The 26,005-nt window shown below is 39.6% G+C and carries 25 protein-coding genes; 12 read left to right on the top strand and 13 right to left on the bottom strand.

What is annotated here, in order from left to right; genetic code table 11:
* Positions 1 to 30: 30 nt before the first annotated feature.
* Entirely contained in the window at positions 31 to 717 is a 687-nt protein-coding gene (locus MKI85_RS05955; protein WP_241625935.1) for a response regulator, read from the bottom strand.
* Positions 718 to 740: 23 nt separating this feature from the next.
* On the bottom strand, positions 741 to 2,384 hold the full coding sequence (gene baeS, locus MKI85_RS05950) for a sensor histidine kinase efflux regulator BaeS (protein ID WP_241625933.1): 1,644 nt from the start codon (positions 2,382 to 2,384) through the stop codon (positions 741 to 743).
* A 133-nt stretch (positions 2,385 to 2,517) separates the two neighbouring features.
* On the opposite strand from baeS, the gene MKI85_RS05945 reads away from it, so the two are divergent.
* The 3 genes from MKI85_RS05945 to MKI85_RS05935 all read left to right on the top strand — a co-directional run bounded on the left by MKI85_RS05945 (position 2,518) and on the right by MKI85_RS05935 (position 7,200).
* The gene (locus tag MKI85_RS05945) at positions 2,518 to 3,093 is read left to right on the top strand and encodes a hypothetical protein (RefSeq protein ID WP_241625931.1); all 576 of its coding nucleotides are present in this window, start codon (positions 2,518 to 2,520) and stop codon (positions 3,091 to 3,093) included.
* 354 nt (positions 3,094 to 3,447) lie between these two features.
* Entirely contained in the window at positions 3,448 to 5,250 is a 1,803-nt protein-coding gene (locus tag MKI85_RS05940; protein WP_241625929.1) for an acyl-CoA dehydrogenase C-terminal domain-containing protein, read from the top strand.
* 168 nt (positions 5,251 to 5,418) lie between these two features.
* Complete coding sequence (locus MKI85_RS05935) at positions 5,419 to 7,200, top strand: acyl-CoA dehydrogenase C-terminal domain-containing protein (protein WP_241625927.1); 1,782 nt, start codon at positions 5,419 to 5,421, stop codon at positions 7,198 to 7,200.
* A 58-nt stretch (positions 7,201 to 7,258) separates the two neighbouring features.
* Here the strand turns inward: MKI85_RS05935 and MKI85_RS05930 are convergent, their stop codons facing one another.
* The 5 genes from MKI85_RS05930 to MKI85_RS05910 form a co-directional block, all read right to left on the bottom strand.
* Complete coding sequence (locus tag MKI85_RS05930; protein ID WP_241625926.1) at positions 7,259 to 8,359, bottom strand: hypothetical protein; 1,101 nt, start codon at positions 8,357 to 8,359, stop codon at positions 7,259 to 7,261.
* Between the two features lie 71 nt (positions 8,360 to 8,430).
* Entirely contained in the window at positions 8,431 to 9,516 is a 1,086-nt protein-coding gene (locus MKI85_RS05925) for a PilW family protein (RefSeq protein ID WP_241625924.1), read from the bottom strand.
* A gap of 14 nt (positions 9,517 to 9,530) precedes the next feature.
* On the bottom strand, positions 9,531 to 10,031 hold the full coding sequence (locus MKI85_RS05920; RefSeq protein WP_241625922.1) for a type IV pilus modification PilV family protein: 501 nt from the start codon (positions 10,029 to 10,031) through the stop codon (positions 9,531 to 9,533).
* Between the two features lie 3 nt (positions 10,032 to 10,034).
* Positions 10,035 to 10,508: a GspH/FimT family pseudopilin gene (locus tag MKI85_RS05915; protein WP_241625920.1), complete on the bottom strand. Its 474-nt coding sequence runs from the start codon at positions 10,506 to 10,508 to the stop codon at positions 10,035 to 10,037.
* A complete protein-coding gene (locus MKI85_RS05910) occupies positions 10,505 to 10,900 on the bottom strand; it encodes a type IV pilin protein (protein ID WP_241625918.1) in 396 nt (131 codons plus the stop codon). The genes MKI85_RS05915 and MKI85_RS05910 overlap by 4 nt, the downstream gene beginning before the upstream one ends.
* 325 nt (positions 10,901 to 11,225) lie before the next feature.
* Here MKI85_RS05910 and MKI85_RS05905 point away from each other — a divergent pair, with 325 nt between their 5' ends.
* Complete coding sequence (locus tag MKI85_RS05905) at positions 11,226 to 11,723, top strand: phosphate-starvation-inducible protein PsiE (RefSeq protein ID WP_241625916.1); 498 nt, start codon at positions 11,226 to 11,228, stop codon at positions 11,721 to 11,723.
* 60 nt (positions 11,724 to 11,783) lie between these two features.
* On the opposite strand, the gene MKI85_RS05900 is transcribed toward MKI85_RS05905, so the two are convergent.
* The gene (locus MKI85_RS05900; protein ID WP_241625914.1) at positions 11,784 to 12,200 is read right to left on the bottom strand and encodes an RcnB family protein; all 417 of its coding nucleotides are present in this window, start codon (positions 12,198 to 12,200) and stop codon (positions 11,784 to 11,786) included.
* Positions 12,201 to 12,373: 173 nt separating this feature from the next.
* On the opposite strand from MKI85_RS05900, the gene MKI85_RS05895 reads away from it, so the two are divergent.
* Positions 12,374 to 12,826, top strand: a complete 453-nt coding sequence (locus tag MKI85_RS05895) for a hypothetical protein (protein ID WP_241625912.1) — start codon at positions 12,374 to 12,376, stop codon at positions 12,824 to 12,826.
* 73 nt (positions 12,827 to 12,899) lie between these two features.
* On the opposite strand, the gene MKI85_RS05890 is transcribed toward MKI85_RS05895, so the two are convergent.
* Both MKI85_RS05890 and znuD read right to left on the bottom strand, forming a co-directional pair.
* Positions 12,900 to 14,363 (bottom strand): phospholipase D family protein, encoded by a 1,464-nt coding sequence (locus MKI85_RS05890; RefSeq protein WP_241625911.1) that lies wholly within the window; start codon positions 14,361 to 14,363, stop codon positions 12,900 to 12,902.
* Between the two features lie 105 nt (positions 14,364 to 14,468).
* Positions 14,469 to 16,550, bottom strand: a complete 2,082-nt coding sequence (gene znuD, locus MKI85_RS05885; protein ID WP_241625909.1) for a zinc piracy TonB-dependent receptor ZnuD — start codon at positions 16,548 to 16,550, stop codon at positions 14,469 to 14,471.
* Positions 16,551 to 16,705: 155 nt separating this feature from the next.
* Here znuD and MKI85_RS05880 point away from each other — a divergent pair, with 155 nt between their 5' ends.
* The 4 genes from MKI85_RS05880 to MKI85_RS05865 all read left to right on the top strand — a co-directional run bounded on the left by MKI85_RS05880 (position 16,706) and on the right by MKI85_RS05865 (position 20,988).
* Entirely contained in the window at positions 16,706 to 17,470 is a 765-nt protein-coding gene (locus MKI85_RS05880; protein ID WP_241625906.1) for a DUF4184 family protein, read from the top strand.
* A gap of 164 nt (positions 17,471 to 17,634) precedes the next feature.
* Positions 17,635 to 19,422: an aspartate--tRNA ligase gene (gene aspS, locus MKI85_RS05875; RefSeq protein WP_241625904.1), complete on the top strand. Its 1,788-nt coding sequence runs from the start codon at positions 17,635 to 17,637 to the stop codon at positions 19,420 to 19,422.
* A 309-nt stretch (positions 19,423 to 19,731) separates the two neighbouring features.
* The gene (locus MKI85_RS05870) at positions 19,732 to 20,604 is read left to right on the top strand and encodes a lysophospholipid acyltransferase family protein (RefSeq protein ID WP_241625902.1); all 873 of its coding nucleotides are present in this window, start codon (positions 19,732 to 19,734) and stop codon (positions 20,602 to 20,604) included.
* A 165-nt stretch (positions 20,605 to 20,769) separates the two neighbouring features.
* A complete protein-coding gene (locus MKI85_RS05865) occupies positions 20,770 to 20,988 on the top strand; it encodes a hypothetical protein (protein WP_241625900.1) in 219 nt (72 codons plus the stop codon).
* A 64-nt stretch (positions 20,989 to 21,052) separates the two neighbouring features.
* Here the strand turns inward: MKI85_RS05865 and MKI85_RS05860 are convergent, their stop codons facing one another.
* From MKI85_RS05860 to MKI85_RS05850, 3 genes are read right to left on the bottom strand one after another with little or no spacing between them, the layout of a single operon-like run.
* Positions 21,053 to 22,066, bottom strand: coding sequence for a capsular polysaccharide synthesis protein (locus MKI85_RS05860; RefSeq protein ID WP_241625899.1), 1,014 nt, complete (start codon positions 22,064 to 22,066; stop codon positions 21,053 to 21,055).
* Entirely contained in the window at positions 22,066 to 22,578 is a 513-nt protein-coding gene (locus tag MKI85_RS05855; RefSeq protein WP_241625896.1) for a WlaTC/HtrL family glycosyltransferase, read from the bottom strand. The genes MKI85_RS05860 and MKI85_RS05855 overlap by 1 nt, the downstream gene beginning before the upstream one ends.
* 9 nt (positions 22,579 to 22,587) lie before the next feature.
* A complete protein-coding gene (locus MKI85_RS05850) occupies positions 22,588 to 23,361 on the bottom strand; it encodes a glycosyltransferase family 25 protein (protein WP_241625894.1) in 774 nt (257 codons plus the stop codon).
* Positions 23,362 to 23,501: 140 nt separating this feature from the next.
* Between MKI85_RS05850 and MKI85_RS05845 the strand changes: the two genes are divergently transcribed.
* Genes MKI85_RS05845 through MKI85_RS05835 form a run of 3 tightly spaced genes read left to right on the top strand, consistent with a single transcriptional unit; the run spans position 23,502 to position 25,977 of the window.
* A complete protein-coding gene (locus tag MKI85_RS05845; protein ID WP_241625892.1) occupies positions 23,502 to 24,188 on the top strand; it encodes a hypothetical protein in 687 nt (228 codons plus the stop codon).
* Positions 24,189 to 24,190: 2 nt separating this feature from the next.
* Positions 24,191 to 25,126, top strand: coding sequence for a glycosyltransferase family 2 protein (locus MKI85_RS05840; RefSeq protein ID WP_241625890.1), 936 nt, complete (start codon positions 24,191 to 24,193; stop codon positions 25,124 to 25,126).
* Positions 25,127 to 25,170: 44 nt separating this feature from the next.
* On the top strand, positions 25,171 to 25,977 hold the full coding sequence (locus MKI85_RS05835; RefSeq protein ID WP_241625888.1) for a glycosyltransferase family 32 protein: 807 nt from the start codon (positions 25,171 to 25,173) through the stop codon (positions 25,975 to 25,977).
* Positions 25,978 to 26,005: the final 28 nt, after the last annotated feature.

Here is a 26,005-nt window from a genome sequence, read left to right as displayed (position 1 = left end):
CCACAGGAAAACTACTTTTAACGATAAGCTTTAATCTTCTGGATACTCGAAACGATAGCCCACGCCATAGACGGCTTGAATCCATTCATGACGATTTCCAGTCTCTGCTGCATCTGATATTTTTCGACGTAAGTTCTTGATATGACTATCAATCACACGGTCAGCCACATCAAAACTGTCTGGGTTAATATGATCCAGTAATTGCACGCGTGAATAAACCTGCCCCACGTGTTCCAAGAACAACTCCAACAAGCGGAATTCTGTTGGGGTTAAGTTGAGTGTCTTTTGTTGATACCAAATACGTTGTTGCGCTTTATCTATACGAAACAGGCTATTTTCTTCAGGCTCAGCTTTACGGTCTAATCGACGCAACACCGCTTGCACACGAGCCACCAATTCTTTCGGGCTAAACGGCTTGCAGACATAATCATCTGCACCCATGTTCAACCCCAACACACGATCAATTTCTTCTGTCCGTGCAGTCACCATAATAATGGGTAAATCCGACTGTTCCCGCACCTTACGGCACATGGTTAAACCATCCATACGCGGTACCATTAAGTCCAGAATCATGAGACTGGGTTTGCGCTGCATAAAGCTGTCATAAGCTTCTTGACCATCATGGAACATACTGACTTCAAAACCAGCTGCTTCTAGATAATCACGGACCAATTGAGCCAGTTCAACTTCATCTTCAACCAGCATAATATGCTTCATGAATATTTCCTTTATGCTTTCATTTATTTGGGAAAAGTGAGTTTGCAACGCAACCCACCCAAAGGCGAATGTTCAAAACTCAAACGTCCACCGAGTGCCTGAGCAATCTTACAGGAAAGTGCCAGACCAAGTCCTGTGCCACCTGTGCTTCGAGTACGCGAATCATCTACACGATAAAAACGTTCACCTAAACGACGTAACTGTTCATCACTTAAACCGTAAGGACTGTCATCCACATACAAACTCCACTCTGTAGCCGTTTGCTCAGTATGAATCTGGATTTCTCCGCCTTGCTCGGTATAGCGAATACTGTTGCTGAGTAAGTTCACCACAATTTGCTTAAATCGGTCTGTATCTAATTGTAAGACAGGAGCATCACCCTGCACGCTCACTTTAAGATTTGCCTGTTCAAACTTTGGCTTGAAGTTTTCAATTTCTTGTACAACCACATCCCATGGATTAATGGCATTGAAATAACACTTCAATTGCTGTGCATCTGCCTGTGCCAAATCTGCCAAATCTTGAGTTAATTTTTTCAGGCTGCTGACCTGACGCATCATGGCATCCAAATGCTCTGGGGTCGCTTTACGAATCCCATCCTGCATGGCTTCAATTTGCGCTTGCAAAACAGCCAAAGGCGTTTTTAATTCATGCGAGGTATCCGCCACCCACTGACGACGCGAAGTTTCGTGTTGATCCAGAATTTCAGCCAGTCGATTTAATTCATTAGATAAATCGCCCAATTCATCATTACGGTTAATTTTGACTTGATGTTGGTAGTTACCTTGGGTCAGTTCACGCGTACCGTTCAACAAGCGCTGAATCGGCTTCTTGAAATAGGTCGCCAACAATAATGCCGCAATCAGACTCGCCAAAATGGTCAAGCCATAAACCAAGAACAAATAGCGCTTTTGATTACTAAAGAAATTGATACTTAGAGCATCATCCTGATCAAGCACAGGTTTTAAGCCCAGATATCCCACCACTTTTTCACCAACAATAATGGGGCGATACGAAATCTGATCTGAAGACGGTTCACCCACCACAAATTGTCGCTTGGCGTCATATAAAGATAAACGTGAACTTAAACCTAGTCGGTCAGGCATCGAGATAAACTGTTTCTTTTGATTCTTCTCTTTTAATTTATTCTGCCCTTCTTTACGATCAGGCGGACGAAATGCATTTTCATTTGACTTTAATGGAAATTTCAAACCCTCAAAAGGCTGATATTCCGAAGGTAGGTTTAACTCTAACCAACGTAATTCCTCTTGATCTAATAAAGGTTTACCCTGATCTGCTGGTGCCAAAGTCGGCGACATATTTACCAAGGTGTGTTCGTCAAAATAGCGCTGTTGTAAGGCAATATCATACTGTCGACGTAACCACCAATGTGACAAACGATCATAATCATCAGGATCTGCCTGTCCTTCAATCTGTAAAATTTGTGCCTGTATCGCATTGCCCCAGTCATGATAAACTGAGTAAACGCTCGCCAAATTACCAATTAGATGATCCAGCTTTTGCATTTCAACATCTGCAACATATCTGGTGAAGTTTTTTTGCATGGTCCAATGCAACACCCCCAAACTTAGCGTGATAATCACTAAGGTGGTGAGCAATACAGTCAAGAAGAGGCGTAGTGCAATCGGGACACGTCGGGTATTCAACAGGGGTGCTCAGTTGTTATTTTGTTAGGGCTATTGTAACCAACCTATTTTCAAAAAACCCTCCATTGTTTCTTCATCTTTATTATTTAATCTTTAAGCACAAATGAAAAATAGCGCGCTGGGGTAACTAATTATGAACTTGACGAAAAAAATTGTATTAACCACTTGTGGCGTTTTAAGTGTAGGTGCTTTAACAGCTTGCCAATCATCACCTGAGCCACAAGATCAGCCACACCGTATGATGGATGGTCGTCATGGTGAACGCCTCTCTCCTGAACAGCGTGCTGAACATGAAAAAATGCGCGCAGAACACAAAGAAATGTTCAAACAGATGAAACAAGCCTGTGACGGCAAAACAGCTGGACAAACTGTTCAGATTAAATCAGGTACCCAAACGATTGATGGTCAATGTAAGATCGTGTTCCAACCTGATCAAAAACGCGGTCATGGCATGCGTATGAGTCAACATCCAATGCAAGGTGATGAAGGCATGATGCACCCACAACGTGGCGAAAAACTGACAGATGCTCAACGTCAACAGATGGTGCAACAGTTCGATCAACGTTTAAAAGAAAAGCAAGCCTTCCAACAAGCGGTTGAAACTGCATGTAAAGGTCAAGCTGACGGCAAAGCCGTTCAGATTAAAGCGGGCGAACAAACGCTTTCAGGTAAATGTTCAGTACGCTTCTTTCCAATCCAACCGCAGTGAAATTCAGCGCCAGCAGCAAAAATTGCTCCGCTTCCAGCTGCATAAGCAGATTTACAACAAAAAAGACGCCGTAAGCGTCTTTTTTTATGCCTAAATAAGGGATATAACTTTTTACGTTTTTTGACTATTTGTATCATCAAAAAAAACATAAAAACGTTTACACTCAATGCACTTAGAAAATTCAAGCCACCTTTTTTTGACTTTACAGTCACTAAGAAATGGGGGGCAAGAGCTTGTACCTTATAACAAGATGTTGCACGATTAACTTGTACTTAAAAACGTGTCATTGAAGGCACGTCACCATGTTTATTAGGATTATAACGCTGGTTGAAACCAGTATTGAGGAAAACCGACATGCCACAATACAAAGCGCCCTTACGTGATATGCAGTTCGTTTTGCATGAATTACTAAATGCTGAACAACATTATGCAAAACTACCTGCTTTCCAAGAAACCGTAAGCCGTGAATTGGTTGACCAATATTTAGATGCTGCTGCAGATTTCTGTGAAAACGAATTGTCTCCAATCAACCAAAGCGGCGACCAAGAAGGCTGTACTTGGAATGACGGTGTTGTTACTACACCGACTGGCTTTAAAGAAGCGTATCAAAAATATATCGAACTCGGCTTCCCTTCTCTTTCTGCTGAAGAGCAATATGGCGGTCAAGGTTTACCAGTTTCTTTAGGTAACGTGATTTCTGAAATGGTCGGTACTGCGAACTGGGCTTGGGGTATGTATCCTGGTCTTTCTCATGGTGCAGTGCGTACTTTAGAACACCACGGTTCACCAGAACAAAAAGATGCTTACTTACCAAACCTTGTATCAGGTGTTTGGACAGGTACCATGTGCTTAACAGAATCTCATGCAGGTTCTGACCTCGGTATTATCCGTACCAAAGCTGAACCAAATGCTGACGGTAGCTATGCAATTACTGGCGAGAAAATCTTTATCTCTGCTGGTGAGCACGACATGGCAGAGAACATTATTCACATCGTTCTTGCACGCCTTCCAGGTGCACCAAAAGGCACTAAAGGCATTTCTTTATTCATCGTACCAAAATTCAACTTAAATGCTGATGGTACTGTGGGTGAGCGTAATGCAGTGCGTTGTGGTTCAATCGAACACAAAATGGGTATTCACGGTAACGCAACCTGTGTCATCAACTTTGACAACGCAAAAGGTTACTTGATTGGACCTGAAAACCGCGGTCTAAACTGTATGTTCACCTTCATGAACACTGCACGTATCGGTACAGCAGTTCAAGGAATTGCTGCATCTGAAGGTGCATTCCAAGGTGCGCTTGCCTACGCGAAAGACCGTTTAGCGATGCGTTCGCTTTCTGGTCCTAAAGCACCTGAAAAAGAAGCAGATCCAATTATCGTTCACCCAGCTGTACGCAACATGCTGTTAACGCAAAAATCTTTTGCTGAGGCAGGTCGCGCATTGGTTTACTTATTGTCTTTCCATGCCGATATCGTTGAGCAAGGTGCTACTGAAGAAGAGCGTAAAAACTCTGACAATATTTTGTCGTTGCTTACTCCGATTGCAAAAGCATTCTTAACTGAAACAGGTTCTGAATCGGCTAAACACGGCGTACAAGTGTTTGGTGGTCACGGCTTTATTTCTGAACATGGTATGGAACAAATTGTTCGTGATACCCGTATCGCCTGCTTATATGAAGGTACAACAGAAATTCAAGCTTTGGACTTGTTAGGTCGTAAAGTTTTGGGTACTCAAGGTGCAATGTTGAAAGACTTCACCAAGATTATTCACAAATTCTGCGAAGCCAACAAAGACAATGCAGCAATGCAAGAATTTGTTGAGCCATTGGCTGCACTCAACAAAGAATGGGGCGACCTCACCATGCAAATTGGTATGCGCGCAATGCAAAACCCAGATGAAGTGGGTGCTGCGGCAGTTGATTACCTGTACTTCTCAGGTTATGTAACGCTTGCGTACCTTTGGGCACAAATGGCATTAGTAGCTCAGCAAACTCTTGCTGCAGGTACAACTGAGGTTGACTTCTACAATGCAAAAGTGACTACTGCTCGCTTCTACTTTAAGAAAATCTTACCGCGTGTTCGTTCACACGTTGAAGTGATTGCTGGTGGTGTAGACCCATTAATGTCATTAGATGCGGAACACTTCGCGTTCTAATCACACTTTAATGTTGCTTGCAATGTTAATTTAAGAAAAAAGGACTGGTCGGTTTTGACGGTCCTTTTTTTATGTAATCAATGCTAAATTTAATTCAATCAATAATACGTGTGATCGCGTGTTATTTCACACTCGGCACATGATGTATACAACAAAGGTGAACTAACTATGCCAATTTATAATGCACCGCTTGCAGATATGAAATTCATCTTAAACGATGTTTTTAACGCAGAACAATTCTGGCAATCTAACGAAAATCTTGCTCATTTAGATGCAGCGACTGCCGAAGCTATTCTAGAAGAAATGGCGAAATTTGCGCAAAATGTAACACTTCCGCTGAACCGTACTGGTGATGAAGAAGGTGCAACTTATAACAATGGCGCAGTGACGACACCGGCTGGTTTCAAAGAAGCCTTCCAACAATATGCTCAAGGTGGCTGGATTGGTTTAGGTGCAGAAGAAGAATGGGGCGGTCAAGGCATGCCAAAAATGCTGACTGTACTTTCTGACGAAATGCTGTTTGCAACCAACCCTTCTTTCATGCTTTATCCATTGCTTTCAGTGGGTGCAGGTATGGCGTTAAACAGCTATGCATCTCAAGAGCAAAAAGAAACTTATTTACCTAAAATCTACTCAGGTGAATGGTCGGGCACCATGTGCTTAACAGAACCACACTCGGGTACTGATTTAGGGATTATCAAAACTAAAGCTGAACGTAACGAAGATGGCAGCTACAACATTACTGGGACTAAAATCTTCATTACTGGCGGTGACCACGACTTAGCTGAAAACATCATTCACTTGGTGTTAGCGAAAACTCCAGATGCACCTGCAGGTTCACGTGGTATTTCTTTATTCATCGTACCGAAATTCCTTGTGAATGAAGATGGTTCAGTGGGCGAGCGTAATGCAGCAGGTCCTGGTTCTATCGAACACAAAATGGGGATCAAGGCATCTGCAACTTGCGTGATGAACTTTGACGGTGCGAAAGGTTACCTCGTAGGCAAAGAAAATGAAGGTCTTGCAGCAATGTTCGTAATGATGAACTACGAACGTTTGTCTATGGGTATTCAAGGTCTCGGTGCTTCTGAATTTGCTTACCAAAATGCAGCACAATATGCGACGGATCGTTTACAAGGTCGTAGCGCATCTGGTGTTAAATCTCCAAACAAACCAGCGGACAGCATTTTAGTGCATGGCGATGTACGTCGTATGTTGCTCAACGTACGTGCCAATAATGAAGCTTCTCGTGCATTTGCAGTCTATGTAGGTCAACAGTTAGACGTCACCAAGTTCTCTACTGATGCTGCTGCTGTGAAGAAAGCCAATGACCGCGTTGCGCTTCTTACGCCAATTGCAAAAGCATACTTAACCGATACCGCATTCCAAGCGACTTTAGATGCACAAATGTGCTTCGGTGGTCATGGTTATATCCGTGAATGGGGTATGGAGCAATGTGTTCGTGACTTACGTATTGCACAGATCTACGAAGGAACAAACGGCGTTCAATCACAAGACTTGATTGGTCGTAAAACCATTAAGTGTAACGGTGCATACCTTGCTGAATACATCGAAGAAATTCGTGATTTCGCAAATGCCTTAGATGCTGACTTAAACTTTATTAAAGATGCAACTTTAGATGCAGCGACAGAAGTAGCTGATCTGACTCAATTCGTTCTTGCGCAAGCAGCTGAAAATGTTGAGTTCCCGAATGCAGCAGCAGTTGACTATTTACATGCAGTTGGTTTGTTAAGCTTTGCTTACATGTTTGCTCGTATTGCCAATGCAGCAAAAGACAAAGATGGTGAGTTCTTCCAAAACAAACTTGCACTAGCTCAATACTTCGCACAACGCATTCTTCCAGAATTAGATATGCGTATTGCGAAAGTAAAAGCGGGTTCAGACTTGATCATGAACTTCAGCGAAGATTACTTCACTAGCCAAGCATAATCGTTAAGTATAAAAAACGCCTGCAATGTCAGGCGTTTTTTTATGAAATGCTTTGAGATTAGAGAACATCCACCCAAGATAAAACCGAAGTTCTGGTTGAATAGCTTGGATTTACAGAATCATCCATCAAACTAGAATCATAAGTAATGGTCATATTCCCACCACCCGTAAATTGAGTCGGACTGCTAGAGAACTGGTAGCCACCACTTCCATTGGATACAATATTTGCCACATACAATGCACCAACATAATCGCCGCCATTGCCTCGTACATCATAATTTCCACCTAAGACAAGAAGAATGCCTGTAAATGAACATTGATTCCCGTTTGTACGCAGACTTCCTGTAATTATCACAATCCCTGAGCACGCTGGGAGACTACCGTTCACACTGCCATCAACATAAGTCACACCTGGCGCATTTTTGATGGAATTGACAAGCTCCATCACTTGATTGGCATCTCCCCATAGACCCAAGTTCGTATTCTTAACACAAGCTCCAGAAGATGGACAAGCACTCCCACCAGGATAATGAGCTGCATCATTACGATTGTTTGGAATACCATTTTTAACAGTATTGTTCGAATTCACACTATCCGTAGCAATAGCGAGTTTATGACCACCATCAATCCTAAAGACATTACTATTTGCCCCAGAAAAAGAACTCACATCACCAGCCAGTGTTAGGGCTGCTGGTAACTCAGGCAACCGAACGGCTTGTGGTGCTGCAAATTTAACTTGATAAACACTTTCACCCAAGATCTTCGTATCACGACCTGTACCCTTAATCAAATTACCAGTAATTTGTACGGTAACTTGTTGATGAGTATCATCCCAACATGGATTGGTATTGGCAACTGAGCAGCCTGTAATATTGGCGTCGGTTTTAATCCAATAATAGCGTCCATTTTGTAAATTGGATGCACTTACTCCATTGGTAGGGTCTGTGTAAGGAATCAGGTCAGATGTTAAGTTACCCTTCCATGAATTCTTATCCGAACTACTGGTTGGCCAACCATATGTTTTAAAACGATTATCCGCCCAATTTAAAAATTGAGTGGCTCCATCTTCAGCGGCATTACTGGTCGCTACTTTATTATTGATATTTGCCGTCATCTTATCTTGAATGACTGTGCCGCGCATCGCATATAAACTAATCATCGTCGCAGCGAATAAAACGACTACTGTAATAATGAGGACGGAACCTTGTTGATATTTTTGTTTCATACTCATTATCTCGAAAATTTAAGTGAACTAGTAATTTGGTCACTACATCTAAGCGTCAATACAACATATTCATTACCTTGCAAATTATCAGATGTCCAAGTAGTCCACGAACTAGAAAAAGGTTTCTCTCCAGTAACTCCTGTATTGTATTTCCATTCTAACTGCCAATCCGTATTGTTGTTAACTTGGCTTATATCTACTGAGACTACTGATTTATTTGGCACAAAATTTGTACCTGATAAATCAGCCCAATATGAAGCCCCACTTCCATATGTGACTTTAACTCGGCTAAACACATCTCTCGAACAAGTCGCTATTTCAGTGGGAGGATTCTCATTATTTTCTTCAGGACCATCTTCACTACTATTACCATTAGAGCTGTCATTTCCATTCTGACTACTACCGGAGGAAGAATTGCTTGAATCATTATTTGACGGATTGGCGTGACTCGTTCCCCCACTTGATGCCAGTTTGGTTAATGCCAATAAATGTGAAGTCGAAATAAAATCAATCGTTGGCTGCTTACCATTGCCCTCAGCAACCGTCATCTGGGTTAAAACACTGGTTACCGTGTTCCACGCATTTACCACTGCCGTATTTTCCGTGTTGCTATTGCCACTGAATCTCGGTTGATAGACTAGAGAATTCGCACTCACACCATTCTGAATGCCATATGAGAATTTAATTTCAGAAATATCTTTGGCAAGCACATAACTTAAATTTTCATCATTATTCAAAACACACAGTAATTCATTGTTCGCATTCACTTTAAATGTATTAATCCATGAGTTATTTAATTGCCCCAGACAGTCTCTTTGAGTTCGATCAAATGTCACAATCAATTCATTATTATTGGCAGGAATACCTAGTTCATTTGCCTGTCTAACCAGTCGTGTAATGGTCATTGATGCAAAACGAAAATTCTCTTGTGAGCGATCCATAACATCTTTTTCGAGAATCAGCTTCTGATTTGAAAAAAGAATGGTTAAAGCCCCTGCCGTAATAATCAGCCCAATGGTTAAACCCACCATAAGCTCAATTAAAGAAATACCCGCTTGAGAAGATCGATTAATAGATATTTTTCTTTTCATAAAATTGTCCTCTATTAAATCTCACATTTCGGTACTGAAAAATAATAGATAAATGTTTCTTTCTGGGATGGATCTAATGCATACCATTTTGCTTTTTTGTTTTCCCATTCAATGGTGATTTTATAACGTCGCTTAGCCGTATTCTCTATCTCTAGATTGCCCGACCAAGCATTCATACGGCTATGTAAAGCTTTCTGATTTGCGGTTAAACCCTGAACAAAACTACTGGTGTTCCCCGTAACCTTCCAGCGGTTTTGCCATTGTGCTTTCAGCGCATTAATATTGCTTGATGACACTTGCCCAGAACTATTATCTAAGGAGCAAACACTCGCCCACATACGATCAACCAAATCATTGGCTTGAATGGTAGCGATCGTTCTTTGAGTTGTAAGTGCACTTTGCTGCATAGACTTCAAATGCAGGATACCAAGTCCTAACAACACACCTGCGGTAATAAACATTGCGATGAGTGCTTCGAAGAGCACAAAACCTTGTTGAGCATTTATTTTATTCATGATTTAGCACCCTGTTTTACTTTTGAATGCTCTGCCAATAACTTCAACACAGACTGAATAAGTATCTGCACCCGCAATGGTTACGCTGATTGCATGTTCAGCATTCGTCGACCCCACTGGATTAAATGAAATTGTTTCAGGTGCGGTAATAAAAAGTTGTGAATTCTCAAATGTTAGTTTCTGTATAGGCGTAGAGGAAGCAGAGGATTTTGCAATGAGCCCTGTTGACCAATTGGTTTTATTTGCAGTTGAACACGTCGTACCATCTACACTTCCACAAATGGTGACTGTTTTTCCTAGTCGCACCGCTTCGGTTCGCGCTTGCTGAAGGAAATTAAAAATATCGCCACTACTGGTTTTCACTTTGGTATTTTTTAAGATTTGGCTTAAATTAGGTGCGGCTAAAGTCGCAATGATAGCGAGTACAGCAATGGTGACCATCAGTTCGACCAAGGTAAATCCTTTTATTGTTTTCATTTCCAGCACCCAGATGTGGTTGGTGTTTTAGCCCCATCTTCTTTTAATGTTAATGTCCCGCATAAAGAATCCGACTGCGCATTTGTAGGTGTTGCTGTAATCGTATAGGTCTGAGAGGAATTGGCTACATTGATTGAAAAGGTATAGTAGGTTGTTACATTTGCAGGTGATTTCAATGCTGTAGGAATGTCCGCAACTGCAGGATAACTAAATGAAGCGTTGTATTTGCTTTCTAAGAATTGAGCTAAAGTGAGCATTGCTGCTTGTGCTTCTGTTCTATGGCTTGCCACGATGTATCTTGAATAGCTCGGTATAGCAATAGCTGCAAAAATTGCAATAATTGCTACAACAATCATTAATTCGATTAAAGTAAACCCCAATGATGATTTCATTCGCCACCCTAGCTTCAGCATTTATTAATATTTCTTAGATAAAACTTTGCTGATCATAATATAACTTGTTGAAGTAATTATCAAAAAAATCAAAATAGTGTGACCAAAATCGTCATTTAATTATAATTATTGTTAAAAAGTGATTGATTTAAACTTTTAGAATAAAAAAATAAATAAGCATTGAATAAAATCAGAAATTAAAATATAGAGAATAGTGAATATAAATTTATAAACAGCTTCTCGCTGTAATGAATATTTTCCAAATTGCATCCCATCATATTTATTCAATTGAATGCATTGTTATTTCGAGTATAGGAGGTAGAACATGTCAGAACGTGAACCCAAAGTTGCCAAAATTGAAACCCTCCTCGACCGTTTAGGAAATCTTGCGGTAGAAAGCTTTCACTACATTGCTCTCTTCATTATTGGCTGTATGGTGGCATGGTCTGCGGTACATACCGTCATTGAAATTCTTACCATCAAACAATATGCCACCATTGACGATATTCTGTTGTTATTTATCTATTTGGAATTGGGTGCCATGGTCGGTATTTACTTTAAAACCAACCATATGCCAGTACGCTTTTTGATTTATGTAGCGATTACTGCCCTGACCCGCCTGCTCATTTCCGATATTCAACACGATCATAAAGCCGATATGGATCTGGTGATTATTACGGGTTCAATTTTAATTCTTGCCTTTTCAATTTTGGTTGTGCGCTTTGCCTCTTGGAACTACCCGTCCGTCATGCGTGACAAACATCAAGACAAACCCTTAGCGCTAGGTAAAACCCCACGTCCCGAAGATGATGAATTGGCTTAAATGCTCTTCCTTCTTTCATGTGTGATCATTAGCCAGACATCGAAAGAAGGATATCTATTCTTATCTCGGAACTAACACATAGCGACCATTTTCAAAGATCCAATACATATTCTGTGGTGGTTCAGGTAACCCTAAACGCTGCCAATCATTAATAATTCGATAATTTGAACTTTCTATACGTGAATTGGCATCCCCAAAGACATAGCTGGTACTTTGATGATTGTATTGGGTATAAGTAGGTGCCTGCATATTAATGCTGACATTTGCATGCGGTCGGTCCCAATGATGGGGAGGACGATGATCATGTGGCGGATAAGGTCGGTTAGGATAAGGCGGTTGCGGTGGATAAGGTCGATAGTTCGGGCGTTTAGTACTGGTGCCCTGATAGTTTGACCAACCATTGGCATCCGCTGAAGCATAACTTGAACTCAACATGAGGATAGCGATAGCGCTTGCAACATAGTATTTGGTTGTCATCTGCTTCTCCCAACTGTCTTTATTCATATTTTAACCGATCTTTGTATTTAAGCATGGATAAAAACAGCAGACTACGCAAAGATTTGTAGTCCCCATACATCCATTTCGATTCTCAATTTTGCTTTTCACGCTTTATGCTAAAATAAGCCTTTTCATGGATTAGGCTGAACATTGTGGCGGAATTAAGCTTTGAACGACTGCATCAATTTTTCTCTAAAGTTCCAAGTGTACAACCAGAATTTATCGATTCTTATGGAACAGATGGTCAACATGCGTGGTGGTTTAAATTCCAGATTAATATCGACCACCCACTGGCTTGGCAAACGGTACAAGAGCTTGGACATGTTTTAAATTACATTTCGACCAATGAACGTTTACCCACGCAATTCCTTCCAGTTTCTCCACCCCCTTATATGAATGGTGAAGCGAAACAGTTCCTCTCTTGGGTCATTCAATGTAATCACCCAGACTTTCCACCCGATGTGGTTTGTGACTGGCTTGAAGCGCGTCTACCGAACCCTGTGGAAGACGCTGAAAAATGGAAAATTAAAACTGATCTACGCGAATTGGATAACATGACGGATAAAGATTTGGATCAAATCATTCCGCCAAATCCTGAGGTATAAACAATCTCTCCTCTCCAAATCCCTTATAAAAATAAGGGATTTACTCCCTATAATAAAGGGAGGCTAGAAGGGATTAAAACGTCGACAAGCCACTCCATTCCATAAAGCGATACAACGCATATTTCAAATTGGATTCATCTGCATATTGAGCATAGTCCACACTCATCTGCTTGCCCTCTAAATTTGACCACGCGGTATTAAAGTACTGATCCGCATCTTGAAATACTTGCGCCTGAGTTGAACCAACGACGCGCAAATCTGTTTCCAAATTATAATTTTTGATATTCCTTGCAGTGAAATTAGCAGAGCCTAAAATGAGCTCACTTGCATTGCCACTGCGTTTGATGATCATTTTACTATGACATTGCTCACCTTGGGTGTTACACCAGCGAACTGGCACACCTGCCTGATGTAATTCAGATGCCACCTGACGGTTGGGAATACCATTTTTCTGACGTCCAAACGCATCTTTATTCGGATCAAGTAAAATCCGTAGTTTTACCCCGCGCTCTTGCGCTGCAAGCAATGCCTGAACAATTTGTCGTTCAGACAAATAGAACATCGCCAAATCAATCTGATCCTGTCTTTTTGCTGAATCAATTAATGTTAATGTGGCGTCAAGAATCGCTTGCTCCGTCAAAACTTGCACTTGTGGCTCAGTTTTCGCGGCTTCATATTCTCCCAAAATGACCGTCGGAAGTTCCGTACCTGACATTTTCGCAACCGTTTGCTCTGTCTTTAAGATGTCAATTGCGGTATTGCCTGTGACCACCAAAGCTACATTGGAATGACGTGAACTGCCATCATGCGGGTTCATGGAAGTGACCAAAGTTTTCCAGCCTTCAGCTGTATCAACCACCAAGGTTTTCCGATGATTGGCTTTAAAATTAAATAAATTTAGATAACTGCGTAAGGTAATCGGATCATTTCCAAATGGATTTGGCAACCAGCCTTTTTCTGGGTTATTGCCTGTATCCTGACAGCACAGATACCAGAAACCTGACCAAGTCGGATTTGAGGCCCGTAATGGACGCAAGTCTGTTTCAATTACATCTATTCCAGCCTGACGCAATTGACGATAGTGTTCAGGTGCCAATCCACCATAAACAGAGTTAATCGGATCGGTAATGAATTTGATGTCCATCTCTGGATACTGACGATGTTTGGAAATCAAGGCATCCGTTAATTGCTGTGTTAAAGCCTGTTGCTGAATTTTAGACTCACCCACCTCTGTATTGAATAAAAACATATCCAACACAATCGTGGTTTTCGCCTCCTCAATCATCTTCAGCATTTCATTGAAAATCACATGCTGTTGCTGCTGTTTGCCATCAGGCGTTAAATAAGTCTGATCGGCTAAGAATTTGACTTGGGCATGGCGCAATTTACCGGTGTAGTTCAGACCTTCGGGTATTGGTTTCACCGCGTGATAAATGCCTGAAGCAAAATAGCCCAGTGCCAATAAACCCATAAATACCGCAACATATCGTCGTGGTGACCAATTTAATTGATAATGAACTTTTCGGAGAATACGCATAAGAAAAAACCTAACCCAATAGTCTCAGGCTAGGTTTTCTACACTTAATTTTCAAGAGGCTTTCTGTGACAAGGTCTTGATTCAATTCCAAAAGCCGAGCAACACTTAGAAACCAAATTCCAAGCCCACCGTGAAATTACGCCCCATTTGTGGAATATTGGCCAGGAAGGATGCATGCTGATAAACCTGTTCATCTAGCAGGTTATTCGCTTTGAAATACACGCGATAATTGGTGTCTGCAATGGCTGGTGCTGCATAGGCAACCCCAAGATTGACCATATTATAGCCTGCTGTTTCTTGCTCATAAGCCGTGATCTTGTCTTGTTTAAATACGTGATAATACTCGGCTAAACCAGACCAGCCATCGGCAAAATCGACATCCACTTTACTGCCTAAACGACCTGCGGGTACCCGGGGTGCATTTTCGTTGTCAATTTTACCGCGAACATAATCCCCAAACACACTGAGCTTATACAGGTCATTCAGTTGATAAGATGCTTGTGCTTCGGTGCCATAAAACTTGGCTTTATCTTGGGTGTAATCCACTAAACGGAAGTTTTCATACTGGTCTGCGGTTTGTGCATAAATATAAGAATCGAACCAGTTATGGTAAACATGCACATGATAGTCAAATCGATCCGTTTCGTAGTGCAAACCTAATTCAAGGTTATTTGATTTTTCGACGTCTAGATCTTCATTGCCACGTTCATAGGTATTGGTCGCCAAATGTTTACCGTTGGCATAGAGTTCTTGCGCCAAAGGCAAGCGTTCTTGATGTGATGCCACCAATGACAATTTATAGTCAGGCGCAAATGCCCAGTTGGCTGCACCTGAGTATGAAATGGCATGATCATCATAATCTTTTTGCGGTGAATCAATATCAATGCTTTGCTGGTCAAAACGTGTGGCTAGCTCGAAATGCACATCCTTCCACTGCGTATGCTCTAAAGCAAACAAACTCCATTTATCCGTCGTGCTTGGTCCTGCAAATAAGGACTCTTCCCCGGTAATATCGAGTTTTTGACGTGCAAACTGAGTACCAATCACCCCTTCCCAAGCCCCCAGCGGGTTATGCAGCAACTCTAAACGTGCATCATAACCCTGACTTTTAAATGTGGTTGCGGCTACGCCTTCTTCAATCTCATCATGCTTGTAGTCGGTATAACTGGCATGCGCACGCAGTTTTTCAAAGCCCTTAAATGGGTTATTCAGTTCGGTGCGAAAATCATAACGTTCTGATTTTAAATCGACCCACGGACCACCATGAGCCTCTTCTTCCTCATGTGCATGCCCTGAGTGATCATGTTCATCTGTATGCCCATGATTATCGCTCCCATCACAGTGCAAATGATCATCATGCGGATGACAACTTTCATATTCATGGCTATGCCCTGGCAAGCCATACTGATCTTGACGATTACTATAAGAAATTCCGGTAAAACCACGCTCATGAATCCAAGATAAACCGACGTTCACGGTTTGCCCATCGGCAAAAGTATTGTCAACGCGGCGTTCTTTTTCCAGTTCACCCTCATGTTCGTGCACATAATCAGGGGCAATATAATTATTGGCTTTACGTTTTAGCCCTTCCACACGCAATGCCACCTGATCACCCAGCGCAACGGTAGCCCCAGCACTTGCAAGCTTTTCATCATTGCCAGAGTTATAACGCAACCCGATTTGTCCTTCATAACCCTTTTCTGGCATTTGCGTCGGGATCTTATTGTCTGTGACGTTGATCAATCCACCAACCGTACCTGCACTATAGAGTAAGGTCGATGGACCACGAATCAGTTCCACTTGCTTGGCTAAAATCGGATCGACTGTAACTGCATGGTCTGGCGATAAAGTCGAGACATCAGCTGTTTCTGAAGCATGTTCCAGTACTTTGACACGTGCACCCTCTTGTCCACGAATGACAGGTCGGCTTGAACCTGCCCCAAACTGATTTGAATACACTCCCAATTCATCTGCCAGTGCATCACCAATAGTTGCACCACGTTCAGCCAATTGTTTGTGATCGACCACATGGTCTGCTACAGCAAAGTCTGCAGCACTTTGTACTAGCGGATGTGCTGTTACTTGAATAGTTTCTAATTTTTGCGTAGATTCATTATCTTGTGCAAATACAGAAGGCGCGATGACTGAAAGAATCGCAACTGAAAGTAAATTCTTATGAAATAGCATGAGTCAGAAAAGGTCTGGTGGAATTTATTAATTGTTATAATATAACATTACGATTAATTTGCAATAAAAAACAAAAATTATCCACTTGGTGCTTTACACTAAATAAGGACGAACTATTCCCAATAATTCATAAAAATTTTTAAATACCAGATGCCATGCCATTTACCCTGTCCCATGCGGTCCTTGCCCCGCCACTCTCCAAACTGACTCAAGGTCGCTTACCCATTGCCGCACTTGCGATTGGCTGTATGACACCTGACCTAATCCGTTTATTTACCCAACATGACGGAGGGAAAACCCATTTGTGGAGTGCTTTGATTGAACCGAATTTATGGATTGGACTGATTTTTTGTCTGTTCTGGTATGCACTCTATCGCCCTGTGTTGTATCGTTTCTTGGGGCTAAAAGATCCGTTAGTGCTTAATCGCTTTAGCCACATACTTGGCTTTGCTGTAGGTGTGGTACTCGCCATTCTATTGGGCGTAAGCACCCATCTAATTTGGGATGGACTGACGCATGTCGATTTTAGAACCTTCGCTTTTCATGATTTTCTAAGTCAAAGCATAATGCTGTTCGGACACAGCTTTCCCGTGCATCTAGTTCTGCAAATCGGTACTTCTGCTGTGGCTTTACCCATCTTATTTTGGATGTGCGCACGCTACTATCAACAATTTAGACAAAGCCAAACTGTCGCTCCTAACATTAAAATTTATGCCTGGAGCTTACTTGCGTTAACCTTACTGTTGGGGTGTTATTCGGTTTGGGATTATGCGCGCTATTTCACCCAAGAGCTGTGGATGTCCAACCTGTATTATTTTACAGCGCGAAGTATCAATGAATTTAGCCAAGCTGCACTGCTGACCTTCAGTCTGGGCTGTACGCTGTTTCTGTTTTTAGATCATAAACAACATTTTGAATAATATTTTTTACCCGAATTTTCCATCGAAATAGGCTGAAATTGGGAGGAATTTGGTTCTAGTCCTTGTAGCAAAATCTTCAACGAGGCATAATCCTACCTTTATTTCTGGCGGTACGCTGTTTACGTATTCGCTACCTTTAGCCATATAGTTGGATTTTTAACGCCATGATGCGAACTCATTACTGCGGTTCTTTAACCGAAGCTCAAATTGATGAAACAGTTACCCTCTGCGGTTGGGTACACCGTCGCCGTGACCACGGTGGTGTCATCTTCCTTGATATGCGCGACCGTGATGGTCTTGTGCAAGTAGTTATCGATCCAGATACTCCAGAAGCTTTCGCTACAGCAGACAAAGCGCGTTCTGAATTCGTATTAAAAATTACTGGCCGTGTCCGCCGTCGTTATGCGGGTACTGAAAATGCCAATATGGTGAGTGGTCAAATTGAAGTTTTAGGTAAAGAAATTGAAGTTCTTGCCGCTTCTGAAACGCCTCCATTCCCACTCAATGACGAAAACACCAATATTTCTGAAGAAATTCGTTTGAAATACCGTTTCTTGGACATTCGTCGCCCTGAAATGTTAGATCGTTTACGCTTCCGTTCTAAAGTGACCAACTTGATCCGTCACTACTTTGAAGATCATGGTTTCTTGGACGTTGAAACACCAATTTTAACGCGTGCAACCCCAGAAGGTGCACGTGACTATTTAGTGCCAAGCCGTGTTTCAAATGGTAGCTTCTACGCTTTGCCACAATCACCACAATTGTTCAAACAGTTGTTGATGGTGGGTGGTATTGATCGTTATTACCAAATCGCGAAATGTTTCCGTGACGAAGACTTGCGTGCAGACCGTCAGCCTGAATTTACCCAAATCGACGTTGAAACATCGTTCATGAGTGACGATGACATCATGGATTTAATGGAAGGCTTAACAGTTAAAATGTTCAACGAATTATTGAATGTGAAATTCGATAAATTTGAGCGTATGACTTATGCAGATGCGATGCGTGACTATGCATCTGACAAACCAGATATGCGTATTCCGTTGAAATTGGTTGACGTTGCAGACCTCATGCAAGACGTTGAGTTCAAAGTCTTCGCGGGTCCTGCTAAAGATCCGAAAGGTCGTATTGTTGCGCTTCGCGTACCAGGTGCGGGTTCTCTTCCACGTAGTGCGATCGACGAATACACCAAATTCGTAGGGATCTACGGTGCGAAAGGTTTGGCTTACATCAAAGTCAACGAACTTGAAAAAGGCATTGAAGGTCTACAATCTCCAATCGTGAAGTTCATCGAGCCAATCGTACTTGATCTATTGAAGCGTGTTGGTGCTGAAAATGGCGACATCGTATTCTTCGGTGCAGACAAAGCGAAAGTTGTAAATGATGCGATGGGCGCACTTCGTGTGAAGATCGGTCATGACATGAAGCTTGCAACTTGCGAGTGGGCTCCGCTTTGGGTGGTTGACTTCCCAATGTTCGAAGAAACTGATGATGGCAAATGGACCTCTGTACATCACCCATTCACACTACCTAAATCTAGTGTTGAAGAAGTGAAGAACAACCCAGGTGCTGCGCTTTCAGTAGCTTACGATATGGTTCTTAACGGGACTGAAATCGGTGGTGGTTCACTGCGTATCTATACTTTAGAAATGCAAAAAGCAATTTTTGAAGCACTTGGTATTGGTGAAGAAGAAGCAGAAGAGAAATTCAGCTTCTTATTAAATGCATTACGTTACGGTGCACCTCCGCACGGTGGTTTGGCATTCGGTCTTGACCGCTTGATCATGTTGATGACGGGTGCTTCTTCAATTCGTGATGTAATTGCATTCCCGAAAACTAAGACTGCTGAATGTCCATTGACTCAAGCACCTGCTCCAGTTGAAGCAAACCAATTGCGTGACTTAGGCATCCGCCTACGTGAAAAACAAAAAGCTGAAGCTAAAGAAGCTTAAGCTTTAACTTCACTTAAAACCCTGCCCCGTGCAGGGTTTTTTCATTTTTAACTGAACAGCATTTTTGAAAATTTCACCTTTAGCAATCATTTTGTAAATTTCCTTTTGAATTTTCACCCTATCCCGCTTAGAGTAAGCAACGATAGTCTATATTTTGCTGCAGTGGTTCTTGCCCTAATACTCTATTCAAAAGTTCATTTTGTTCTTAAGATGCTCATCTTTTTTTGATTTTATCTATCTTAGATTTTTAAGTCTCTTTGCAAAATTTTCTCTCACCATATCTTTTCAGAAAGATTCTTGAGTCAAAATATGGCTATTTATTTAATACTTAAATTTATCGCAATTTTCCCTTTGTCCTTTTTACAAAGAATTGCGCGTTGGGCGGCCTATCTGCTCTTTCATACAAACTCCTCCATCAAACGAATTACAACAATTAATCTTCGATTGGCATATCCTGAATCAAATGAACAAGCCTTAAATAAACGTATTCGTCTGAGCATTCAAAGCCAATGTATGACCTATATCGAATTTGTGAAGTGCTGGGGAATGCCACCTCAATATAGCCTCGACTTACTCAAGAATATCCATGGTGCAGATCTATTAGAAAAAGCCTTGACCAATCAAAAAGGTGTGATTGTGGTCATTCCTCATTTCGGGTGTTGGGAACTGTTAAATGCCTGGCTAAATGTTTATACGCAACCCATGATTATGTATAAACCTGACAAAATCAAAGGCGTGAATCGCTATATTTTGGATGCACGTCAAAACTTTAATGCCACCTTAGTACCGACAAATGAAATAGGTATCCGTCAGATTTTTAAACATCTTAAGCAAGGTGGTCTTACTGTGGTTTTACCTGATCACTTACCCAAAGCATCAGGCGGTATTTATTCTCACTTCTTTCAACAAAGCACATTATCAGCAACGCTGGTCTCTAAAATGGCAGCCAAGACCCAATGTAATGTGATTGGATTAAGCTGTATCCGGAATCCCGAATTATCAAGTTTTGATGTACATTGCACCGAATTACCCCAAACGATTCTTTCAAAAGATTTACAGCAATCTGTCGACTGTTTGAATCTTGCGATGCAAGAGATAATTCAGCTCGCGCCTGAGCAGTACATCTGGTCATATAAGCGGTTTAGAAATTGTTTTGGCAATGTAAATGTTTATCGCAAGTAACCAATAACCTAATTTTCAGCAAAAACACTTAGTAATTGAAAGTGCAAAATTAAATATTTGTGTGAATTTATATGGGCTTACAGTAGATTATTTTTATTCATTTGAGATCAATTCTCGTCAGTGGCATAATAGCCGCTGTTTTTATGTTGATAGATGAGCAACCTTATGGCTATGCGTCCTGAAGTCCGCCGTCGTGGTCTTGTTGTAATTGTTTTTGCGATCGTCCAGTGGTTGTTCATGCGCTATATTCTTGCCAATGGATTGTTTAACCTCGACACTTCTGACCGTATTCTGTATTTCTGCGTGAGTAGCTTAGGTGGTGCTTTTGCCATTTTTGTCGGTTTGATTTATATGGTACTTAAAGGTAATCCAAATAGAGAATAAAACTTAATTGTGTTATTAAGTTAGAATAGTGAATTACATTCTAACTTAATAACACCACAAAAAATTAAAAAATACTTTTAATATAACTAAAGAATGTCCCCTCTTCAGGTTCTTTTATATAGGTAAGTTTATGAATATTTGTTTTTCTTAAAATTAAATTATATTCATTAATATCAAACTTATCATTCAAACGAATTTGCAATAAATGAGGTAATGTATCATCAACCACTATCATTTTATCCTCATAATCTTTATATTTAAGTAATTCATTAAACATAATTTGAAAAATAAAATAATGTGGAATATCTTTTTGTGTTTCCCAATAATTCATCATAATTTCAAAGCATGTATGCACTAGTTTATTATTTTTTTTACTTATAATAAAACTATTTAAAACATTTACATTATGATTTGCATCCCAACCAAAGTAATCATTATTAAAGTTTACCCATTGAGGCTTATCAATTACATGGTTATCACGATGAAACATAAAAAAATCTTGACTTAAAAACCGATCATCAATATTTGCTGTTAACAATATTGTCGCATCAATCCATATACCACCATATACATCTAACAAAGCTAAACGAATCAAATCAGCAAAAAATGCAGGTTTAAATTGTTTATTTTTTTTCTTATTCCAAACAAATTCAGGAAAGTCTAAATACTCGCGAACACTCTCCTCATCTAATCGAATGACTTGATAATCACCTTTATATTGATCAACGGATGCAAAACATAAATTTACTACTTCAATTTGTTGAGCCGCTGCTAAACCCTGCCCCCAATATTGCCAAATAATTTTTTGATCAGCAAAGTGCTTTTTAGGTTTTAATTGAAACGAATTTAATTCACCACTAAAATATTTATCTAGAAAAATTTTCCAAAGTTTTGCCACATGCTGTTTCTGCAAAGAGTTGGCTTGTTTTTTCGCTAGTCTACGCTTTGCTTTAGGCACAAAAGTTGAATAAAAAGTACGCCATGGCTGCTTTTTAAAACGTTTTAACCGTACAGTTTGTGCTTCATCTTGAGAAAATAAGTTATTGATTTCAAATACAACTTGTTTAAGTTCTGACATTAAAAATATCCCATCAATTTTTTATATCGATTTTTGAGATTTAAATGCGTTGTTTCATCATAACGTTTAAATACATCAAACCAACAATCTTCACCTAAATAGTGTATTTTAAACAAGTCAGGCTGCTTCAATGAAGCTTGTAAATATACGCCTTGATCATTATCAATTATTTTCTTACTGAGCATATCCTTTTGACAAGTATATACTAAATTATAAAATTCCAACCATTTTGAGGGTGCTGCAACAATCACACCATCAATAATGCATTTTATAAATTTTTTATTCAAATCTAATGTCATGATATTTTTAGGTTTATCACCCCTAATTTTTTTAATCCTAGTGACAAATTCCTGGCTTGTGAAAACAATCATATCCTTTTCTAAGTCAGCCAAATTAGAGAAATATTTAAAGTAATTATCAGTTGAACGCCCCAGATAAGAGGGATGACCATTTTCTACACTCCAAGCATCGCGCCCGATATCAGAAAAAGCTGTTACGATGGTTATTGACATTTTTCAGCCCTACTTCGGATATTGCTTTAAAGTGAGGTTTAAAAATCTTTTTAAAATGGATAGTTTCCATCTATAAAATATAGATTTCTTTGAGCGTTGTTCTTTTTTTAATAATGCCCTTTCTTGTTCAATATAGCTTTGTCCTTTAGAGAGTTCGCCTAACTCAGGATGATCAAATAAGAACGTAGCATAAAATTGACATTTTTCATCATATTCACGTATCTGTGACCAGTGATCACAGCCTTTGGGAACCTCATGATAACGTAATAATAGTTCTGCCATTTTACGATCAATAACATATGCATAAGTATAAAATAGACGACCAAAATAAATTGGATGTATTTTCAAGATAACGGAATTATTTAACTTCTGCTTTAAAAAAATACCTCTAACCTTATTACTACTCTTTAGTTGAATTCCCCCCATACTAAGAAAAAAGCAAGGGTTCAAATTTAATTTGGGAATTTCTGATTCGAGACTATCTAAGTCAAAATCACTTGTACAAATGGCATCATCTTCAAAAATACATGCATATTGTTCATCTGATTCTAAAAAATCTTTGAATGCATTTACATGTGATAGTGTACAACCTAACTCGGCAGGGCTTAGTGGCTTTTTTTTTCCTGCAACCGCTAATTTAAAATACTCCGCAGTCGGAAGGTCTGCACCTCGAACACCAATTTTTTTAAAATCTGCTTGAGACTTTTGAAAAGTTTGCTGAGAAAAAAAAGTTGCTAAACGAGGACTGTCTTCCCTTTCAATGCTGATAAGATACTTTTTCAATGATGAACCCGAGATGTTTCGCATATAGTCAAATTATATTGTATCTACTGTTCAAATAGTAATTCTACTGTAGACATATAAATAGATTTTTTAGGTTAAGGAAGTTATGATTTCAGCTTTACTTTCTTTGATTGTTCAATATGGCTCAATACGGTATTTCCTCTGATATTTATCATATTAGAATCGAGGAGTTATTGGATTTAACTGATGCGGCTCTACCTTCTCATATATTGCAAAATATTGAGGAAAAAGTTGTCTTATTGATTGGTCAAGAAAAACGAAACAAATCCGATCAACTCGCATCTGGTAGAGATGTTCTCATTCAAGCATTTAATGATGGTAATACCCACTATCCAACACGTATTATATTTGAGCAACGTGCACCTCACTTATCTATTCTCGCCCTATTAAAACCCATTAGAAAAAAATATCTCGACTATTCAACCCTGAGTTATGAAATTTACCTTAGCGATATTATCGATAACCAACTAGAACGTAATTTAAAAAGTGAAGAAACAGCTTATAACTATAGTGAGCGTAACAAGTGGGGAGTCCCCGAAGATCTGCGGCTTTCGCGCTTTCAGCAAATAGATGAATCTTTTAAAAATCAAGGCTATGATAAAAAGCACCCTATGGCTATTATGCTCTGCCGAGGATTAGGTGTTAAAGATAAATTACATCAAGGACATCACCGTATGTATTTTTGTCGAAAATACAATATCCCTTATGTGCAGGTACAATTTTTAGCAACCAATAGCTTCACTGGTCATTTCAAAACTTTCTTTTTATGGTTAAATAAAACACTTAAGTACAAACAAGTTACCTAGATATGTCTACTGTTTTTTCCATCTCAGTTGTCTTAACCCATTTCAATAAAGGTCCTCTTCTACAAAGGACTATTGAATCTTTACAACCTGACTTATCAGAATTGTTAGAAATTATCGTGGTAGATGATGCATCCACTGATCCCAGTTGGCCAAGCGTTTCAAGTCAATTAGAACAACAATATCCTAAAGTAAAAATTATTCGGAATACTGACAATAAAGGACCTGCAAGTCGTCTTAACCAAGGAGGAGATATTGCTCAAGGTGATTATCTTTTTTTTATGGATGCAGACGATGTACTTGCACCAAATCGCCTTAAGCAAATTATGGAGCAAATGCAGACGGAAAGCTGCGATTTATTCTATGGAAATAAAGTCAAAATCCATGATTTAACAGAAATCAATAAATATCCACTTATGAATACTTGCACTATTAATCAACCACTCACTTATATGATTCAACATAACATTATGGAAATGTGTGTGATGTGTTCTAAATCTATTTGGCAGAAATCACAAGGTTGTAATACTTCTCTATTTATTCAAGATGAATCTTTGGCACTACAACTGGGTGCTGTAGCACAAAAACTATTATTTACCGAAACCGCGACTGTCTTTGTTATTCTGGATACTAGTGAAACCAAAACAAAACGTGGAAATAATCGATTATCTCAAAACCTAAATCAACAACATCATGATATGTTTTTTACTATTTATGACTTTTTAAGTAATCATGAGCTAGATCAAACCCAACAAAAATTATTAAAAATCAAAGCACTTTCAACATACTGGAAGAGTCTTAAAGTCCGTAATCAACAAAATTTAAAAGAGTTTTTTTATTATCTACTTTCTAAACGTAATCCTGATAAATGGTGGACTATTCGGGTTCAAGAACTAAAAAAATATTTTTCACAGCTTGATCAAGTTCGTCGCCCTCAATAAATTATTGTTATATCATCGTCCTTTTTACTCTCTGGGTGTTCGCTATGCCAATCCCGAAAATTATTCACCAAATATATTTGCAAGGTGAAGCCAACATTCCCGACAATATAAAGAAATCAGTAAGTGAGTTACGTCGACGTAATCCAAACTGGGAATATCGCTTTTATGATGAACCCAAAATTCTAGATTATATTCAACAACATTATGGGCATAAAACGTTAAACACCTATTTATTAATCAATGAAAATTACTCAGCAGCACGTTCTGATTTTTTCCGTTATTTATTAATGTATCAGGAAGGTGGTGTTTATCTAGATTTAAAAAGTTCTTGTGCTGTACCTTTTGATGATATTTTGCATGAAGATGATGAATTTATTATTTGTGGTTGGGAAAATGAAATCGGACAAAAATACCAAGGCTATGGTATCAATAAACATCTCAAATTTTTAAAAAATGGAGAATACCAACAATGGAATATTATTGCCCAACCCTATTCTCCTTTTTTAAAAGCGGTCATTGATGAAGTTACTTTTCGGATTCATGACTATACACCAATGAAATATCACGTAGGACGCAAAGGAGTACTCAATACTACTGGACCTGTTCCTTACTCCATCGCCATTGAAAAAGCAAAACAAAATCAAAATCTTCAATTTCGCTATGAACGTTTTGCAGAACAATTTGGTTTAATTTATATCAATGCTGATACAACTGTAATCAATAAAAATCATTACCGTTTACAAAATACACCCGTAGTAAAACTCAAAAAATTAAATTACCTTATTTATATATTATGGCTGTATATTCTACACCCGCGAAAAGTGATATCTAGAAAAAAACCTGGTATTTAAATTCTACCAAGATGTAAATACCAGGTAA

The sequence above is a fragment of the Acinetobacter zhairuonensis genome (assembly GCF_022601715.1).
GTDB lineage: Bacteria > Pseudomonadota > Gammaproteobacteria > Pseudomonadales > Moraxellaceae > Acinetobacter.
This window is presented reverse-complemented; position numbering and strand designations above follow the sequence as displayed.

Bases quoted from the DNA above. Each gene is read 5' to 3' on its own strand.
- MKI85_RS05955 (WP_241625935.1), bottom strand. From the start codon at position 717: ATGAAGCATATTATGCTGGTTGAAGATGAAGTTGAACTGGCTCAATTG.
- MKI85_RS05945 (WP_241625931.1), top strand. From the start codon at position 2,518: ATGAACTTGACGAAAAAAATTGTATTAACCACTTGTGGCGTTTTAAGT.
- MKI85_RS05940 (WP_241625929.1), top strand. From the start codon at position 3,448: ATGCCACAATACAAAGCGCCCTTACGTGATATGCAGTTCGTTTTGCAT.
- MKI85_RS05935 (WP_241625927.1), top strand. From the start codon at position 5,419: ATGCCAATTTATAATGCACCGCTTGCAGATATGAAATTCATCTTAAAC.
- MKI85_RS05930 (WP_241625926.1), bottom strand. From the start codon at position 8,359: ATGATTAGTTTATATGCGATGCGCGGCACAGTCATTCAAGATAAGATG.
- MKI85_RS05925 (WP_241625924.1), bottom strand. From the start codon at position 9,516: ATGAAAAGAAAAATATCTATTAATCGATCTTCTCAAGCGGGTATTTCT.
- MKI85_RS05920 (WP_241625922.1), bottom strand. From the start codon at position 10,031: ATGAATAAAATAAATGCTCAACAAGGTTTTGTGCTCTTCGAAGCACTC.
- MKI85_RS05915 (WP_241625920.1), bottom strand. From the start codon at position 10,508: ATGAAAACAATAAAAGGATTTACCTTGGTCGAACTGATGGTCACCATT.
- MKI85_RS05910 (WP_241625918.1), bottom strand. From the start codon at position 10,900: ATGAAATCATCATTGGGGTTTACTTTAATCGAATTAATGATTGTTGTA.
- MKI85_RS05905 (WP_241625916.1), top strand. From the start codon at position 11,226: ATGTCAGAACGTGAACCCAAAGTTGCCAAAATTGAAACCCTCCTCGAC.
- MKI85_RS05900 (WP_241625914.1), bottom strand. From the start codon at position 12,200: ATGACAACCAAATACTATGTTGCAAGCGCTATCGCTATCCTCATGTTG.
- MKI85_RS05890 (WP_241625911.1), bottom strand. From the start codon at position 14,363: ATGCGTATTCTCCGAAAAGTTCATTATCAATTAAATTGGTCACCACGA.
- znuD (WP_241625909.1), bottom strand. From the start codon at position 16,550: ATGCTATTTCATAAGAATTTACTTTCAGTTGCGATTCTTTCAGTCATC.
- MKI85_RS05880 (WP_241625906.1), top strand. From the start codon at position 16,706: ATGCCATTTACCCTGTCCCATGCGGTCCTTGCCCCGCCACTCTCCAAA.
- aspS (WP_241625904.1), top strand. From the start codon at position 17,635: ATGATGCGAACTCATTACTGCGGTTCTTTAACCGAAGCTCAAATTGAT.
- MKI85_RS05870 (WP_241625902.1), top strand. From the start codon at position 19,732: ATGGCTATTTATTTAATACTTAAATTTATCGCAATTTTCCCTTTGTCC.
- MKI85_RS05865 (WP_241625900.1), top strand. From the start codon at position 20,770: ATGGCTATGCGTCCTGAAGTCCGCCGTCGTGGTCTTGTTGTAATTGTT.
- MKI85_RS05860 (WP_241625899.1), bottom strand. From the start codon at position 22,066: ATGTCAGAACTTAAACAAGTTGTATTTGAAATCAATAACTTATTTTCT.
- MKI85_RS05855 (WP_241625896.1), bottom strand. From the start codon at position 22,578: ATGTCAATAACCATCGTAACAGCTTTTTCTGATATCGGGCGCGATGCT.
- MKI85_RS05845 (WP_241625892.1), top strand. From the start codon at position 23,502: ATGGCTCAATACGGTATTTCCTCTGATATTTATCATATTAGAATCGAG.
- MKI85_RS05840 (WP_241625890.1), top strand. From the start codon at position 24,191: ATGTCTACTGTTTTTTCCATCTCAGTTGTCTTAACCCATTTCAATAAA.
- MKI85_RS05835 (WP_241625888.1), top strand. From the start codon at position 25,171: ATGCCAATCCCGAAAATTATTCACCAAATATATTTGCAAGGTGAAGCC.